The organism is Leisingera sp. S132 (genome assembly GCF_025144465.1).
Lineage (GTDB): Bacteria > Pseudomonadota > Alphaproteobacteria > Rhodobacterales > Rhodobacteraceae > Leisingera.
On the sequence record NZ_CP083553.1, the window covers coordinates 2,468,947 to 2,483,736 of the forward strand.

General features: G+C 64.7%; 20 protein-coding genes. 9 read left to right on the forward strand and 11 right to left on the reverse strand.

Going from position 1 to position 14,790, the window contains the following annotated elements; all coding sequences use genetic code 11:
• Position 1: 1 nt before the first annotated feature.
• From K3725_RS12230 to K3725_RS12245, 4 genes are all read left to right on the forward strand, one after another.
• Positions 2-523 carry a hypothetical protein gene (locus K3725_RS12230; RefSeq protein ID WP_260015602.1) on the forward strand — a complete coding sequence of 174 codons (522 nt, stop codon included), beginning with the start codon at positions 2-4 and terminating at the stop codon, positions 521-523.
• Between the two features lie 177 nt (positions 524-700).
• Positions 701-2,116: a 30S ribosomal protein S12 methylthiotransferase RimO gene (rimO, locus tag K3725_RS12235; RefSeq protein ID WP_260015603.1), complete on the forward strand. Its 1,416-nt coding sequence runs from the start codon at positions 701-703 to the stop codon at positions 2,114-2,116.
• An 89-nt stretch (positions 2,117-2,205) separates the two neighbouring features.
• Complete coding sequence (locus K3725_RS12240; RefSeq protein WP_260015604.1) at positions 2,206-2,802, forward strand: hypothetical protein; 597 nt, start codon at positions 2,206-2,208, stop codon at positions 2,800-2,802.
• Between the two features lie 144 nt (positions 2,803-2,946).
• Complete coding sequence (locus K3725_RS12245) at positions 2,947-3,189, forward strand: CDGSH iron-sulfur domain-containing protein (protein ID WP_260015605.1); 243 nt, start codon at positions 2,947-2,949, stop codon at positions 3,187-3,189.
• Positions 3,190-3,191: 2 nt separating this feature from the next.
• On the opposite strand, the gene K3725_RS12250 is transcribed toward K3725_RS12245, so the two are convergent.
• From K3725_RS12250 to K3725_RS12270, 5 genes are all read right to left on the reverse strand, one after another.
• On the reverse strand, positions 3,192-3,473 hold the full coding sequence (locus K3725_RS12250) for a DUF6455 family protein (RefSeq protein ID WP_260015606.1): 282 nt from the start codon (positions 3,471-3,473) through the stop codon (positions 3,192-3,194).
• Entirely contained in the window at positions 3,470-3,730 is a 261-nt protein-coding gene (locus K3725_RS12255) for a DUF6455 family protein (protein WP_260015607.1), read from the reverse strand. Before K3725_RS12255 ends, K3725_RS12250 begins: the two co-directional genes overlap by 4 nt.
• A gap of 14 nt (positions 3,731-3,744) precedes the next feature.
• Positions 3,745-4,008, reverse strand: a complete 264-nt coding sequence (locus K3725_RS12260; RefSeq protein ID WP_260015608.1) for a DUF6455 family protein — start codon at positions 4,006-4,008, stop codon at positions 3,745-3,747.
• Between the two features lie 98 nt (positions 4,009-4,106).
• Positions 4,107-4,490, reverse strand: coding sequence for a YigZ family protein (locus K3725_RS12265; protein WP_260015609.1), 384 nt, complete (start codon positions 4,488-4,490; stop codon positions 4,107-4,109).
• Positions 4,491-4,492: 2 nt separating this feature from the next.
• Positions 4,493-5,206 (reverse strand): M48 family metalloprotease, encoded by a 714-nt coding sequence (locus K3725_RS12270; protein WP_260015610.1) that lies wholly within the window; start codon positions 5,204-5,206, stop codon positions 4,493-4,495.
• Between the two features lie 149 nt (positions 5,207-5,355).
• Between K3725_RS12270 and K3725_RS12275 the strand changes: the two genes are divergently transcribed.
• Positions 5,356-5,592: a hypothetical protein gene (locus tag K3725_RS12275; protein WP_039185684.1), complete on the forward strand. Its 237-nt coding sequence runs from the start codon at positions 5,356-5,358 to the stop codon at positions 5,590-5,592.
• An 18-nt stretch (positions 5,593-5,610) separates the two neighbouring features.
• Here K3725_RS12275 and K3725_RS12280 read toward each other — a convergent pair whose 3' ends face one another.
• Positions 5,611-5,892, reverse strand: a complete 282-nt coding sequence (locus K3725_RS12280) for a DUF167 domain-containing protein (protein WP_260015611.1) — start codon at positions 5,890-5,892, stop codon at positions 5,611-5,613.
• A gap of 197 nt (positions 5,893-6,089) precedes the next feature.
• On the opposite strand from K3725_RS12280, the gene K3725_RS12285 reads away from it, so the two are divergent.
• On the forward strand, positions 6,090-6,668 hold the full coding sequence (locus tag K3725_RS12285) for a nitroreductase family protein (protein ID WP_260015612.1): 579 nt from the start codon (positions 6,090-6,092) through the stop codon (positions 6,666-6,668).
• Positions 6,665-7,354, forward strand: a complete 690-nt coding sequence (locus tag K3725_RS12290) for an EI24 domain-containing protein (protein WP_260015613.1) — start codon at positions 6,665-6,667, stop codon at positions 7,352-7,354. Before K3725_RS12285 ends, K3725_RS12290 begins: the two co-directional genes overlap by 4 nt.
• Before the next feature lie 310 nt (positions 7,355-7,664).
• On the opposite strand, the gene K3725_RS12295 is transcribed toward K3725_RS12290, so the two are convergent.
• Both K3725_RS12295 and mce read right to left on the reverse strand, forming a co-directional pair.
• Positions 7,665-7,940 (reverse strand): DUF1467 family protein, encoded by a 276-nt coding sequence (locus tag K3725_RS12295; RefSeq protein ID WP_260015614.1) that lies wholly within the window; start codon positions 7,938-7,940, stop codon positions 7,665-7,667.
• Positions 7,941-7,996: 56 nt separating this feature from the next.
• Positions 7,997-8,401, reverse strand: coding sequence for a methylmalonyl-CoA epimerase (gene mce, locus K3725_RS12300; protein ID WP_260015615.1), 405 nt, complete (start codon positions 8,399-8,401; stop codon positions 7,997-7,999).
• 177 nt (positions 8,402-8,578) lie between these two features.
• Here mce and K3725_RS12305 point away from each other — a divergent pair, with 177 nt between their 5' ends.
• Together K3725_RS12305 and K3725_RS12310 are read left to right on the forward strand one after the other, a co-directional pair.
• Entirely contained in the window at positions 8,579-9,298 is a 720-nt protein-coding gene (locus tag K3725_RS12305) for a response regulator (protein ID WP_260015616.1), read from the forward strand.
• A 1-nt stretch (position 9,299) separates the two neighbouring features.
• Entirely contained in the window at positions 9,300-9,443 is a 144-nt protein-coding gene (locus K3725_RS12310) for a hypothetical protein (RefSeq protein ID WP_260015617.1), read from the forward strand.
• Between the two features lie 332 nt (positions 9,444-9,775).
• Here the strand turns inward: K3725_RS12310 and K3725_RS12315 are convergent, their stop codons facing one another.
• The 3 genes from K3725_RS12315 to aspS form a co-directional block, all read right to left on the reverse strand.
• Positions 9,776-10,993 carry a DUF1501 domain-containing protein gene (locus K3725_RS12315; RefSeq protein ID WP_260015618.1) on the reverse strand — a complete coding sequence of 406 codons (1,218 nt, stop codon included), beginning with the start codon at positions 10,991-10,993 and terminating at the stop codon, positions 9,776-9,778.
• A 15-nt stretch (positions 10,994-11,008) separates the two neighbouring features.
• Positions 11,009-12,394, reverse strand: coding sequence for a DUF1800 family protein (locus tag K3725_RS12320; protein ID WP_260015619.1), 1,386 nt, complete (start codon positions 12,392-12,394; stop codon positions 11,009-11,011).
• Positions 12,395-12,678: 284 nt separating this feature from the next.
• A complete protein-coding gene (gene aspS / locus K3725_RS12325) occupies positions 12,679-14,571 on the reverse strand; it encodes an aspartate--tRNA ligase (RefSeq protein ID WP_260015620.1) in 1,893 nt (630 codons plus the stop codon).
• Positions 14,572-14,790 lie beyond the last annotated feature (219 nt).

Sequence of the window (14,790 nt, forward strand, 5' to 3'; positions counted from 1 at the left end):
CATGTGTCTCACTGCAACAAAAACGCAGGCTGCTGATACATCAAGTGGCCTGCGTGGCGTAACCGCCGCTGATGTCGATTTTGTTCTGCAACACGTGAGAAGTGCAGATTTCGTTGAATGGCAGCTAATGTGTCCGGCACCTACTTTTGATTTGCGATCAATGATTATTGAGTCCGTCAATGGAAGCGCCTTTTCAGCAAGCGCATATTACGGAGACCAAATTGTGGTGATACTTGGCATCACCCAGCCCCAACCGGAAAGCAATACTGCTAAAATCTGGGCCATCGGCACGACCGCCCTGGAAAGGCCGGAAGTTTATATGCGCTGGGTCAAAGCATCCATTCAAATAATAGAGACCTTCGGAAAACAATTTGAACGGCTTGAAAACGTCGTTCACGAAAAGAACAAAAAAGCGATCAGATATCTGCGGCACTTGGATTTTGAATTCACAGAACCCGCTGTAACCATAAAAAATGAAGTCTTTTTGCCGTTCCACAAGACTGCCGTAAAGGTCCAGGCCTGAACTGCGTCTTCATTGGCATCAATTGACCCCCAAAACTCTTTCCAGTGGGGGGCAATCGAAAGCGTCAGCAAGGAACGCAGCGCAGAGGCGAAAATGCGGGCACGGTGCACAGGGGGTGCACGCCCGGCACCCCCTGTTTTCCTTGCCTCCTGCCGCATTCCTGATATATGCGCGCGCATGACCCGTACCCCGTCCAGCAACCCGCCCAGCCTCCGCCCCGACCTTGCCCCGGAACCGCAGTTCCGCGAGGCGCCCCGTGACGGCCAGCCGACCCTCGGCATGGTGTCGCTCGGCTGCCCCAAGGCGCTGGTGGACAGCGAGCGGATCCTGACCCGTCTGCGCGCCGAAGGGTACGGCATCTCCCCCGACTACGCGGGCGCCGACGCGGTGATCGTCAACACTTGCGGCTTCCTCGACAGCGCCAAGGCGGAAAGCCTGGAGGCGATCGGCGAAGCGCTGAAGGAAAACGGCAAGGTGATCGTGACCGGCTGCCTGGGCGCCGAGCCGGACTATATCCGCGAGCATCACCCGCGCATCCACGCGGTCACCGGCCCGCATCAGTACGAGCAGGTGCTGGACGCGGTGCATTCCGCGGTGCCGCCCAGCCCGAACCCTTACGTGGACCTGCTGCCCGCAGCCGGTGTGAAACTGACCCCGCGGCACTTCAGCTATCTCAAGATTTCAGAGGGTTGCAACCATAAGTGCAAGTTCTGCATCATCCCGGACATGCGTGGAAAACTGGCGTCGCGCCCGGTGCACGCGGTGCTGCGCGAGGCGGAAAAACTGGTCGAGGCCGGGGTGCGCGAACTGCTGGTGATTTCGCAGGACACCTCTGCCTATGGTCTTGACCGCAAGTATTCCACGCACCCCTGGAAGGGCGAAGAGGTCCGCAGCCATATCCTCGACCTCAGCCGCGAGCTGGGCAAGCTGGCCCCGGCGGAGGACCTGTGGGTGCGGCTGCACTACGTCTACCCCTACCCCTTTGTGCGCGACCTGGTGCCGCTGATGGCGGACCCTGAAAATGCGCTGCTGCCTTATCTGGACATCCCCTTTCAGCACGCCCACCCGGACGTGCTGCGCCGCATGGCACGGCCCGCGGCGGCGGCCAAAACGCTGGACGAGATCCGCGCCTGGCGCGAGACCTGCCCCGATATCACCCTGCGCTCCACCTTCATCGTCGGCTTCCCCGGCGAGACCGAGGCGGAGTTCCAGCACCTGCTCGACTGGATGGACGAGGCGCAGCTGGACCGGGTCGGCTGCTTCAAATACGAAAACGTCGACGGCGCGCGCTCCAACGACCTGCCGGACCATGTGCCGGAAGAAGTAAAGCAGGAGCGCTGGGAGCGGTTCATGAAGAAGGCCCAGGCGATCTCCGAGGCCAAGCTGGCGGCCAAGGTCGGCCAGACGATGCAGGTTATCGTCGACGACATCGACGAAGACGGCATCGCCACCTGCCGCACCAAATCGGATGCGCCGGAGATTGACGGCAACCTGTTCATTGATGAGGGAACGGACGGGTTGCAGGCCGGCGATCTGGTGACGGTCGAGGTGGACGAGGCCGGGGAGTATGACCTGTGGGGGCGGGTGTTATAACCCAGGAACCTGATTTCGAGTTTTTCCAAAAAGCTCACCACTATAGGCAAACGCTAAAAGGATTGCAGTCGAGTCTGCCTAATTGGCGCTTGGAGCTGACTGACTTGGCCTTCGCTAACGACTGCGCGTTTTCAGCAGTGATTTCGGTCTTTGAAAGGAGCGAGGGCATTTCCTTGCTTCAGATTGACGAAGACTTACAACGACGTAGCGCAGTTTCTGCAGCTATGTTTCAGAATATTGCTTTGGTAGAAGCGGCAATTCAGAACGCTCAATATGTAGGTGCGTCAACTTTAATCAGGCAGGAACTTGAGGGCGTAGAGTGCCTTCGCGGTATACTTGCAGGAAAGCAGGCTGATGGCAGCACACCCCGCCTAAAGGCCTTCGGTTCTTTAGGCAGAATCTACGGGCAACTTTCGGGGATCAGCCATCTTTCGTTGCACGAAGGGCTGGACCACCTAACAGGCGGCCTGCCTTATTCGTATGATGCAGCATTCAATCGTAGGTACGCTGAACATCTGTTGAACTGCCATGTGCTGGCTTTGTGTGGGTTAGCGTCCATGACTGCCTTTGACAGCAGGGGCATTGAAGACGCCATTCTTACTGAAATGGAAGAAACCCACCTAACGCTGGCATTGTCCGTTCTCTCTAACAGCGGCTTTGTAAAACTGACGCCTCCCAGCGCCTGACCCTGGGTGGGTGCGAAGCGCCCTCCCGTGGGGAGGGTCGGGCGCTGCCCGCGCCTTGCGCGGGCTTTGGGTTTCCCCCTCCCCTCACGCCAAATCCCTGCTACGCTCTCCTAAATCGCAACCAGCCAGGGAGAGCGCCCAGCTATGACAGACACTCCGGACATCGCCCAGAAAGCCCCCTTCCCCGTCGAGGTAACGGAAGGAAAGACCTATTTCTGGTGCGCCTGCGGCAAGTCCTCGCGGCAGCCGTTCTGCGACGGCTCGCACAAGGGCACGGATTTCGAGCCGGTGAAGTACACCGCAGAGAAGGACGGGAAAGTGTTCTTCTGCGGCTGCAAGCACTCAGGCAAGAAGCCGCTGTGTGACGGCAGCCACTCCAAGCTCTAGGATCAGGAACCGGGCATCAGCCGTTTGAACACTTCCGCGCTAGGGCAGAACTCCGGCATCGCGGGCGTATCATCGCGGCGGGCGGAGAGCCACAGGGCGCAGGACTTGCTGCAGCCGGCGCTGCGGCAGCTGGTGACCATGCGGGCGTAATCCAGACCGCTGAGGCAGCCAGCCTTCACCGACGCGTCCAGATCGACGCCCGCGGCCTCAGCCACGGCGCGCAGCAGCCACAGGTGGCGGAAGATATTGCCGGGGCCCTCTGCCTCCGTTGCCATGTCCTTCATGCGCCGCGGCCCTTCAGCTGCATCAGCTGTTCCGCATTGCGGCAGCCGGGCATCGGCGCACCGGCGCCGGTATTGGCATCCAGAAAGGCCGCGCACTGCGCGGGCGCATCGCAGCCCCGGCAGCGGGTGATCATCGCGGCCCAGTCCTCGTGGGTGATGGCGCCGGAGGCAAAGGCGGCGGCCAGGTCAACGCCCGTGGCCTGGCCCATCCGGGCCATCAGGCGCAGATGGTAAAGGGGATCGCCCAGCGGCTGCATGGCATCAGCTCCTGTTACGCCTGGCTCTCGTTCAGATAGCCGAGAAGGTCGCGGTTGCGGCAGAAATCCGGGGCCTCGGCGCCGGGGCGCGGGCCTTCGGCCAGCCATTTGCGGCAGGCGCCGACACCGCCGCAGCGGGTGCAGCGCAGCACCGCCTCGGCAATCTCGTCAAAGCGCAGATTGCCGGACACGGCCTCTTCCTCCAGATCAAGGCCAACGGCGCAAGCCATCCGGTCGAACAATTCGGCGTGGGTCTTCAGATCAGCTTCGGCGGTCATCGCGCATACCCCGTAATCATGCATTGCCGGGGCAGCTTAGCCGCAGGCGGCGGGTATGGATTTGACTCAGGTCAACCGCCGGGGATTTTCACGCCGGGCTAACCGGCCAGGTGGTCCAGATAGGCGCGCACCGCGTCCTGCACCCGGCGGAACCGGTCGCCGCCCAGTTTCTTGCCGCCGTACCAGCGGGTGACGATGATGACGTGATCCGTGATCCCCTCGCGCTCCAGCATCCGCAGGATCACCATGCCGGCGCCGCTTTCACCGTCATCAGCCTTGAGCCCGCCGGTCGGCAGCACCGCCGCCCAGGTGTTGTGGGTCGCCTTGGCGTAGGCGCGGTCCGTCTTGAGCTCCGCCAGGACCGCATCCACCTCCCCGCGCGAGGTGACCCGCGCGCCGGTGACCGCGTATTTCGAGCCGCGGTCGCTGAGCACCACGCCGAGCTTTTCCAGCACGGGGGCAGAGGTGTCCCTGGCAGGCACGGTCAGTTCAGGTTGTTGCGGTCTATGGTCGCCTGCACCACCCGCACCCGGTCCGGGTTGGCCGGGTGGGTGCCGAGGAACCGGTCGCCCGGATCCGGCAGCCGGTTGAAGAAGCGCACGCCGACGCTGGGCCGGTAGCCGGACTTATGGGTGATGATGGTGCCCAGCTCATCCGCCTCCAGCTCAAAGTTCTTGGAGTAGGTGCGGGCGCCGACAAAGCCGCCGAAATCCTGCGCGGTGGACACCGCGCCGGGATCCCCGCCGACCAGCGCCGTCAGAATCCCGGCACCGGCGCTGGCCAGCGCCGAGTTCGTCGCCTGCCGCGCCAGGTGTCCGCGGATGTGGTGGGCGGCCTCATGCGACATCACAAAGGCCAGCTCGTCATGGTTGGCGATCTGCCCCAGCATCCGCCGGGTGAAGGTGATCACCGGGCGGCCGTTGCGGTCCAGGCTCTGATAGGCGTTGGGAGCGGCGTTCGGATCCGGGTCGATGCGGATCAGGAAATCGCAGTTCAAACCCTGGGTGCGGCTGCGGCATTCCCGCTCCGCCACTGGCTCCACCCGGCGGGTGACGGCGGCAAAGGCGCTTTGCGCCTCGCCCGGCGCGAGACCCTGCACCGGCTGCTGCGGTGCGGTCCGGGCAGGCTGGGGCGCGGGTTCAACCACCATGTTGCAGGCGCTGGCGGTCAGGGCGATGAGACACAGAAAACGGCGCATGGCACATCCTATTGCAATTCGTCCGCACCGTACCGCGCAAGCCTTGGGGAAGGCAATTGCCTGGCGGCGGAAGTTCGCCGTTACATTGGAATGATCATGTGCAATTGCAAGGCCTTGCCAGCAGGCGGTGCGCAGTGCAGGCTGGGGGCATGTTTACCATCGAACATGAATTCGACTCGACGGTCATCACCCTTGTTGACGAGAACGGTGTTCCGCTCAACGAGGACGTGACCATCAATTCCTTTGCCGAATGCGTCACGGTCGAGCAATACGACCCGCGCACCGACAGCGTGCAGAAAATCACCCTCTCGCACCTGCAGGTGCGGGATCTCGCCGCCGCACTGGACCTGCCCGAAGGCGTCTACCGGCTGGTTGGCGAAGACTAGCGCTCAGGACCCTGTCTCTTAGCCCGGCCCGGTATAGGCAAACACCTTGTCCCGGGAAGTTGCGCCCCGGCGCAATTCCAGGTTCGACACCGCAGTGCCCATTGCCGTGGCCAGCAGGCTGCGGATGGCTTCGGTGGCCTTGCCGTTCTCCGGCGCCGCGGTGACAAAGACCTTCAGCACGCCCTCCGCCTGCACGACGGCATTGCGTGCCGCCTTGGGCGTGGCGCGCACCGCGATCTCCGCGCCCGGAACGCACAAATGGCCCAGATCCGGCAGGTCTTTCCTTTTCGGTTTCCCCATACCGCCACACATGCCCTTTACGGGCGGCAAAGGCCATAGACTTTGCCGCCCTCCGCCAGCTATCACCCGCACAGCGTAACCCAAGCCCCGCCGCCTGCGGCCTTTCCGGCACAGATGGCCTGCAAGGTCCCTTGGCTCTTGAAAAAACGCCCATGGCTGCCGAGATAGGCAGCACCAGATGTATAAAGGTTTCACATATGCCTGCACGCAATGACGCAGCCCTTGATTTCCTGCTGTCGCGCCGCTCGCGCCCGGCCAAGACGCTGGTGGCGCCCGCCCCCACGCGCGAAGAGCTGCTGCCGGTCCTGACCGCCGCCGCCCGCTCGCCCGACCACGGCAAACTGGAGCCCTGGCGCTTTGTCGTGGTGGAGCGGCCTGCGATGGCGCGGCTGGCAGAACTGACAGAGGACTGCGGCCAGCGCCTTGGCAAGAGCCCGGAGGACATTGCCAAGGGCCGCAGCCAGTTTGATCAGGGCCAGCTGGCGGTTGTGGTGGTCGAGGTGCAGAAGGACAGCCCCAAGGTGCCCGCCATTGAGCAGACCTATTCCGCCGGCGCCGTCTGCCTGGCACTTCTGAATGCAGCGCTGGCAGCCGGCTGGGGCGCCAACTGGCTCAGCGGCTGGGCCAGCCATGACCGGGGCTTCTGCGAAGCCGCCTTTGGCCTCGCAGCGAACGAGCGCATCGCCGGCATAATCCATATCGCCACCGAGAGCGCTGCCCCGCCGGAGCGCCCGCGCCCTGACCTCGACGCAATCACAACCTGGATGAGCGCATGATCTTCACCGCCTTTTTCAAGACCCTCGGCCAGACTGGCGATCCGCGCTTCCGCAAGGTGCTGTTTCTGGGGCTGGGGCTGACCATTGCCCTGCTGATCGCGGCCTGCTTGGGTTTCTATCTGCTGGTGCAGTGGCTGGTGGGGCCGGAGACAGCTTTGCCGCTCTTGGGGGAAGTCACCTGGCTGGACGACATTCTGTCCGTCGGCTCGGTTTTCCTGGTTCTGCTGTTATCTGTGTTTCTAATGATCCCAGTGGCCTCGGCCTTCACCTCGATGTTCCTGGACGAAGTCGCCCAGGCAGTGGAGGACAAGCACTACCCCGCCCTGCCCGCGGCGGCCAAGGTGCCGTTCTGGGACGCGGTCAGGGACACGGTGAACTTCCTCGGCCTGTTGATTGCCGCCAACATCCTGGCGCTGTTTCTTTACGTGATGTTCCCGCCCGCGGCGCTGTTTATCTTCTGGGGGCTCAACGGCTTCCTGCTGGGGAGGGAGTATTTCACCCTTGCAGCTGCGCGCCGGGTCGGCACCGCGGAGGCCAAGAAACTGCGCCGCCGCCACTCCACCACCATCTGGGCCGCCGGCACGCTGATGGCGGTGCCGCTGTCGGTGCCGCTGGTGAATCTGGTGATCCCGATCCTCGGCGCCGCCACCTTCACCCATATCTACCACGCGCTGGCCCGCAGATAGGCTCCCGCCCCGGCCGCAGCCGGGTCAGGGCCGGCGCCAGCCGCCGCGCTTCAGCGCGGTTCAGCCTTGACGCGGCGCAGGCCGGAATACACTCGAGTTGGCGTTTTAAGGGCAGACCTGCCCTTAAAGCGCGTCTCAGCAAATATCTTCAATTGATCAATTGTCCCCTGGCCCGCTCCAGCCCGCCGGGCTGGCCGCAACCGCGCCGCGCGCCAGCGCGGCGCCATGCCCAACCGGCCCTGAGGCATCTCAATGCCTCCCGGGCCGGGCGGGAGATCCTGGTGTCTTTCTGGTCAGATACGGAACCGGATCACTGCTGTTCCGGCATCATCCCCATCCAGTCGAAATCATGAACCGAGATCACGCCGGACAGGATGATCGCGCAGATAGCGGCCCACAGCAGCGCGGCGACGCCGGTGGTGATCCAGGCCTTCTGCTTCAGAAAGTGTTTCTCCGGGGCGCCTGCATGGGTGCCGGGCACCACGTCGCCCTTGTCACCCTGGGTTTCCAGCCGGACCGGGATGATCACCAGAAAGGTCATAAACCAGATCACCGCGTAAAGCACGATTGCGGAGGTAATGCCCATGTCCCTGATCTCCCGGAGTTGCCCTGCCCCGCAGCCGGGACAGGGTGCTCATAGCGTCAAACTTCCTCGAGTTCCACCAGGCAGCCGTTGAAATCCTTGGGATGCAGAAACAGAACCGGCTTGCCATGGGCGCCGATCTTCGGCTCGCCGGTGCCCAGCACCCGGGCGCCTTCGGCCTGCAGGTGATCGCGCGCCGCCAGGATATCCTCGACCTCATAGCAGACATGGTGGATGCCGCCGGCCGGGTTCTTTTCCAGGAAGCCGTTGATGGGGGAGTTTTCCCCCAGCGGATAGAGCAGCTCGATCTTGGTGTTGGGCAGTTCGATGAACACCACGGTGACGCCGTGTTCCGGCTCATCCTGCGGGGCGCCGACCTTGGCCCCCAGCGCGTTGCGGTATTGTGCCGAGGCCGCCTCCAGGTCGGGGACAGCAATGGCAACATGGTTCAAGCGGCCGATCATCTCTGTTGTGCTCCTCTCACAAACATTCCTCCGCTGCGGTTATGGGGATTTTGCTGCGCCGCGGCAAGTGCGCCAATCCGCACGGGGCGCGGCATCCGGCAACAGCGCGCGCTGCGTTAACGAGTAATTAGCCTCGATTCCCTAGCGTCGGATCATATCCCGCAAGGAGCATATGTTATGGACGATTCGGAACTGTTTGCTGCTGCCCAGCGCCTGCCCACCACCCGCCGCCCGCTTCTGGGGCTGACCATCCTGGTGGTGGAGGACAGCCGCTTTGCCTGCGAGGCGCTGCGCCTTCTGTGCTTGCGCAGCGGTGCCCGGATCCGGCGCGCCGATTGCCTGAAATCCGCCCGCCGCCATCTGCAGGTCTACCGGCCTTCGGTGCTGATCGCCGATGTCGGGCTGCCGGACGGTTCCGGCCTTGACCTGATCCGCGAACTGGCGGACGCCAGCCCGCGCCCCGGCGTGATCCTCGCCACCTCCGGCGATCCCGCTCTGGCGGAGGCCGCGATTGAGGCCGGCGCCGCAGGGTTCCTGGAAAAGCCGATCACCTCGCTGGCCGCTTTCCAGCAGGCGGTGCTGTCCAGCATGCCTGCAGACCGCCAGCCTTCCGGCCCGCGGCTGCTGAACGATGAAACGGTGCAGCCGGACCTGATCGCCTTCCGGGACGACATGGCCCATGCCGCCGATGTTCTGAACATGGGGCAGGAGGAAAAGACCCTGGCCTATCTTGCGCAATTCGTGGGCGGCGTTGCCCGCAGCGCCGGCGACCGGCCGCTGGCCGATGCCGCGGACCGTCTGGCCCGCTCGCGCAAGAAGGGCAAACCGCTCACCCAGGACGCCGCCACGCTGGCCGGGCTGGTGCAGGAACGGCTGCAGCGCCGCGCGGCGATCTGACATGCTGGAAACCTGCATCCTCGCCCTCGCCACACTGATCATCGTGCTCTACGGCCAGGTCCGCCTGGAAGCCCGCGCCATCCGCCGCAACCTTACCAGCACGGCCCGCGGCCAGGCCCTGATCCTGCAGCCGCGCAGACGCTAGGCCCTCTCAGAGCCAGCTGCTGCCGCCCCGGCAGGCTGCAGCAGGAAGATCCGCAGGCGGCAGGATCGCTCAGCGCCAGTCTGCCCGCATCGCACCGGTCCGGCAGGATCCGTCCGCGCCCCCTTCTCTCCCCTTCTTTCCCGCAGCGCTCCCGCGCCCGCAGCCGCACGGCTTGCGCCGTGCCGCTTGGCGGCCTTTGGCCCGGCACCGCCTGTCAGGCGGTGCCGGGCCGGGCGGGATGGGCCGGGCGGAGCGGGACGGACCGTTTCCAGAACGAAGCTGGACCGGCGCGCCCCTGGCTGTGCCCGCGTTGCGGCATGGATCGCACGCCCCTACAGCAGCAGCCCCGGGTTGCTCCCCATGTCCAAGCCGGGAAACACATCCGCCTCCAGCCTGCTCCGCCCGGCACCGGTCAGCCCATGCAGCAGCCAGGCAAGAGGGCTGCGCACATCTTCGGTGGGCATCAGGTCGCGGCGGTCATAGAGATCCGCCTCCGACAGCCCCGGCCAGCGGCCCAGCACCCGGCTGCCGCGGATGGCCCCGCCTGCCAGCAGCAGCGCGCCGCCAGTGCCGTGGTCGGTGCCGCCGGTGCCGTTCTCACGCACCGTGCGGCCGAATTCCGTCACCGCCGCCACCGCCGTCTTGCCCCAGGCCTCCGGCCCTAGCCCGCTCTGCAAGGTCAAGATGGTCTCTGCCAGCCGGCCGAGCGCGTTTTTCAGGCCATTGGCCTGCTGCTGATGCGTATCCCAACCATTGATGGAGAAGGCCGCAATCCGTGTGCCGCCGCGCAGCTGCTGCGCCGCATAGGCGGCAACCTCCGCATGCGCCTTGCCCTTGGGCGCCTTCATCATGGACATCATCATGTCTTCGGCATCACTGCCGCCGCCCCCGGCCCCCAGGGAGAGATCCTGCCGGGTCAGCTCCAGCGCCTCGTTCAGCGCGGCGTGGAACAGCGGATCCTCCTCCATCAGCAGCCCCGCCAGCCGCTCTGCCTGCGGGCTCATCACCAGGCCGGCGCCCGGCGCCCATTGCGACACCGGCGCGTCTCCCTCCATCAGCAGCATCCGCTCCTGGCCGATGGCAAAGGCGGTGCGCGCCTCGGCCCCCGGAATCAGCTGCAGCAGCCGGTTCAGCCAGCCGCCCTCCGCCTGCCCCAGCCCGGCAGTGCCCGCTTCCAGCAAATCCTGGCCGTCGAAATGGCTGCGCCGGTCGCGGTAGGGCGTGGAGACCGCCTGCACAAATCCCAGCTGCCCCGCGCGCCACAGCGGCAGCAGCGGCGCCAGCCCCGGGTGCAGCGCATAGAATCCGTCAAGGTCCGCCGCCCCCGCATCCGGGCCGCCCGCCAGGCTCTGCCGGAGCCCGGCATAATCCGGATCGCCATAAGGCTGCACCACATCCAGCGCATCCATGCCGCCGCGCAGGATGATCACCACCAGCCTGGTCTCCCAGGGGGCGGCGGCAAGAGTGACCGGGGTCAGCAGCGGGCTGGCCGCCAGCGAGCAGCCCAGCGCGGCAGAGCGGGTCAGCAGTGAACGTCGGGTCAGGTTCATCACAACGGCCTCCTGTCAGCGGCGCTGGAACGCAGGGGAGGAAAGGATCAGGCCGATCCCTTCGGTCCGGGTTTCCGCAGCGCGGGCCGCAAAACGCACGCGCTCATTGGCATAGGACCCCAAGGCTGCCCCAGCAAAGTCCCGCGGGTCCGGCAGGTCTTGCAGCAGCCGCCGCGGCGCCGTCATCGTCCAGCGCAACCGGGCGGCCAGGGCCTGCGGGGTGATCCAGGCAGTATCTGCTTCGGGCCAGCCATCCGGTCCGCCGGAAAACTCCCAAGCCTGCCCCATCGGCGTCAGCGGCGCCAGCAGCAGACGGTTCACCTGCCCCGGTTTCAGGCGTGCAACCCGCGCCGCCGGCACCGCCAGCGCCCGGCAGGCAGAGGCCAGAAAGTCGAACGGCGGCTTCACGTTGCGCAATTCCGGCGCCCAGGCCGCCGGATGCTCCAGCAGCGCCGCATAGACCTGCATCAGATCACCGCCGGTGGACTGATACCGCGCTGCCATGTGATCCACCAAATCAGGGTCCGGCACATCGGCAGTGAAATGCACCGCCAGTTTCCGGGCGGTATGGCGTGCGGTGGCGGGATGGCGGGCTAGGTCGCGCAGGGCGGCCAGCACCTGCTCCAGCTCCGGCTTGCCGCCACCGTATGCCTTTTCCAGCACTGTCTCGGCGCCAGGCTCTGCCATCCCGGGCCGGAAAACGAACCCGTCCTTGGCATTGAAGGAAAGCCCGGTGAACAATTCAGCCAGCTGGCGCACATCCGACTGGCTGTAGGGACCGTCCACCCCCAGCGTATGCAATTCCAGCACCTCGCGCGCCAGGTTCTCGTTCAGCCCTGACAACCGCTTGTGCCGCTTTGCGGCGCGGCTGGCCGGACCGGCAGAGTTCCTCTGATCCAGATAATGCAGCATCAGCGGGCTGGTGACGGCCGCAGTCAGCATATCCTCAAACCGGCCTGCCAGATGCGGCCGGATCACGGTTTCCGCGTAGGGTGCCGCCAAGACCCGCAAAGCGGCGTTCTTGCCTTGCGCCGTGAAATGGTCGGCCCAGAACAGCGCCAGCCGCTCGCGAAAGCCGTCACGGGTATGGGCATGGCGCAGCAGGTTTTGGCCGTGCCATCCGATGCGTGCGTGATTGCGCTGCCTCCGGAAGTCTTTGAAGGCCTTGTCCGCAGCCTCGTACCCGGGCTTGCCCTCTTGCTGCCTGCGCTCTGTCTGCAGCTGCCAGAAGGTCCGGGTCCCGGCCATTGCCTGATTGAATCCGGGCACCGGAAAGGCCCGCGCGGCATCATCAGGCCCTTCAAGCCGCTCCAGCATGTCCGCCGCCGAGACCGGCGGCGGCAGCAGTGGCGACAGCCCGGCGCCAAAGCGGATCTCGGCCAGTTCCCCGTCAAACCGCATCGCTCTGCTTTCTCCCTGGTTCGCCTGACTGCTCGCAGGTTAGAGCATCGCCGCTCCGGTCCACAGGCCAATTTCAAGTGATACGCAAGTTTCCGCGGTCTCCGTCGCCTGCCCTGCGGCTTTCATTCGCCGGAGCCGTTTCCCGGCGCGGGAAACGGCGCGGGAAACGGCGCGGAAAACGCATGTTTTCCGGGCCGGAATTTTCGCAAAATTCCGGCTGCGCACTGCCGCACATGAAAAAGCCCGGACGTTTGCCCGGGCCTCCACCAAAACTCTTGCAGAGCTTATTGATCCTGCGGGATCAGCCGCAGCCCCAGCTCCATCAGCTGCTCGGCCATCGGTTCCGACGGCGCCGACATCATCAGGTCCTCGGCGCGCTGGTTCATCGGGAACATGATGACTTCGCGGATGTTGGCCTCATCGGCCAAGAGCATCACCATGCGGTCGATGCCGGCCGCGCAGCCGCCGTGCGGCGGGGCGCCGTACTGGAAGGCGTTGACCATGCCGCCAAAGCGCTTCTTGACTTCATCTTCGCCGTAGCCCGCGATTTCAAACGCCTTGAACATAATCTCCGGCTTGTGGTTCCGGATCGCGCCCGAAACCAGCTCATAGCCGTTGCAGGCGAGATCGTACTGGTAGCCCTTGACCGCCAGCGGGTCGGACAACAGCGCGTCCATGCCGCCTTGCGGCATCGAGAACGGGTTGTGCTCGAAATCGATCTTGCCGGTTTCCTCATCCTTTTCGTAGATCGGGAAGTCGACGATCCAGGCAAAGGCAAAGCGGTCTTTATCGATGAGGCCCAGTTCCTCGCCGATGACGGTGCGGGCCTTGCCTGCGACGCCTTCAAACGCCTTCGGCTTGCCGCCCAGGAAGAAGGCCGCATCGCCGACGCCCAGGCCCAGCTGCTGGCGGATCGCCTCGGTGCGCTCGGGGCCGATGTTCTTGGCCAGCGGGCCTGCGGCTTCACGATAAGTCGTCAGATCGTTGCGACGATACTCAGCATTACCTGCACCTTCCATGGCTTGTTGTTCCGCCAGTTGGAACAGTTCGTGCTCCGGGTTCCCTAGTGCTTCCTCAGGCAGCTTCACTTCGCGCCAGAAGATATAGCCCATGCCCGGCAGGCCTTCGCCCTGGGCAAACTTGTTCATCCGGTCGCAGAACTTGCGGGAGCCGCCGGTCGGCGCCGGGATGGCGCGGATTTCGGTGCCTTCGTTTTCCAGCAGGTTTGCGAAAATCGCAAAGCCCGATCCGCGGAAATGCTCCGAGCAGTCCTGCATCTTGATCGGGTTCCTGAGGTCCGGCTTGTCGGTGCCGTACCATTTGGCGGCATCCTTGTAGGAGATCTGCGGCCAGTCGGCGGCTGCGTCCACCTTGCGGCCGCCGCCGAATTCCTCGAACACGCCCGCCATCACCGGCGCGATGGTGTCAAAGACATCCTGCTGGGTGACAAAGGACATTTCCATGTCCAGCTGATAGAAGTCCGCAGGCGACCGGTCGGCGCGCGGGTCCTCGTCGCGGAAGCAGGGCGCGATCTGGAAATACTTATCAAAGCCCGAGACCATCATCAGCTGCTTGAACTGCTGCGGCGCCTGCGGCAGCGCATAGAACTTGCCCGGGTGCAGGCGCGACGGCACCAGGAAGTCGCGCGCGCCTTCGGGGCTGGAGGCGGTGATGATCGGGGTCTGGTATTCGTTGAAGCCGATGTCCCACATCCGCTTGCGGATCGACTGGATCATATTGGCGCGCAGCACCATGTTCTTCTGCATCTTCTCGCGGCGCAGGTCCAGGTAGCGGTAGCGCAGGCGGGTTTCCTCGGGGTATTCCTGCTCGCCAAAGACCATCAGCGGCAGTTCCTCGGATTTGCCCAGCACCTCGATGTCGCGGATGAAGACCTCGACCTCGCCGGTCGGGATCTTGGGGTTCACCAGGCTCTCATCGCGGGCCAGCACGTTGCCGTCGATGCGGATGCACCATTCGCTGCGCACCTTCTCGATCTCGGCAAACACCGGGCTGTCCGGGTCGGCCATCACCTGGGTCACGCCGTAGTGGTCGCGCAGGTCGATGAACAACAGGCCGCCGTGGTCGCGGACGCGGTGGACCCAGCCCGACAGGCGGACGGTTTCACCGACGTTGGATTTGTTCAGTTCGGCGCAGGTGTGGCTGCGGTAGGCGTGCATGGCTCGGCCTTTCGTTATGCGGGTCGCGGGTCCTTGGGGACCGTCATTCGGGAAATGCGCAAAAGGGCGCTTGAATTCGTCCGGGGTGGTACACAAGGTTGCAGCGCGCTTGTCAAGCAAACAGGGCCATTTCGGCGCAGACGAACGCCTGAAATCGGCGGTTCTCTACGCTATCGGGGATCTCCCGCCCCTTCCCGGCCCATCGCTGGCGCGAACGGC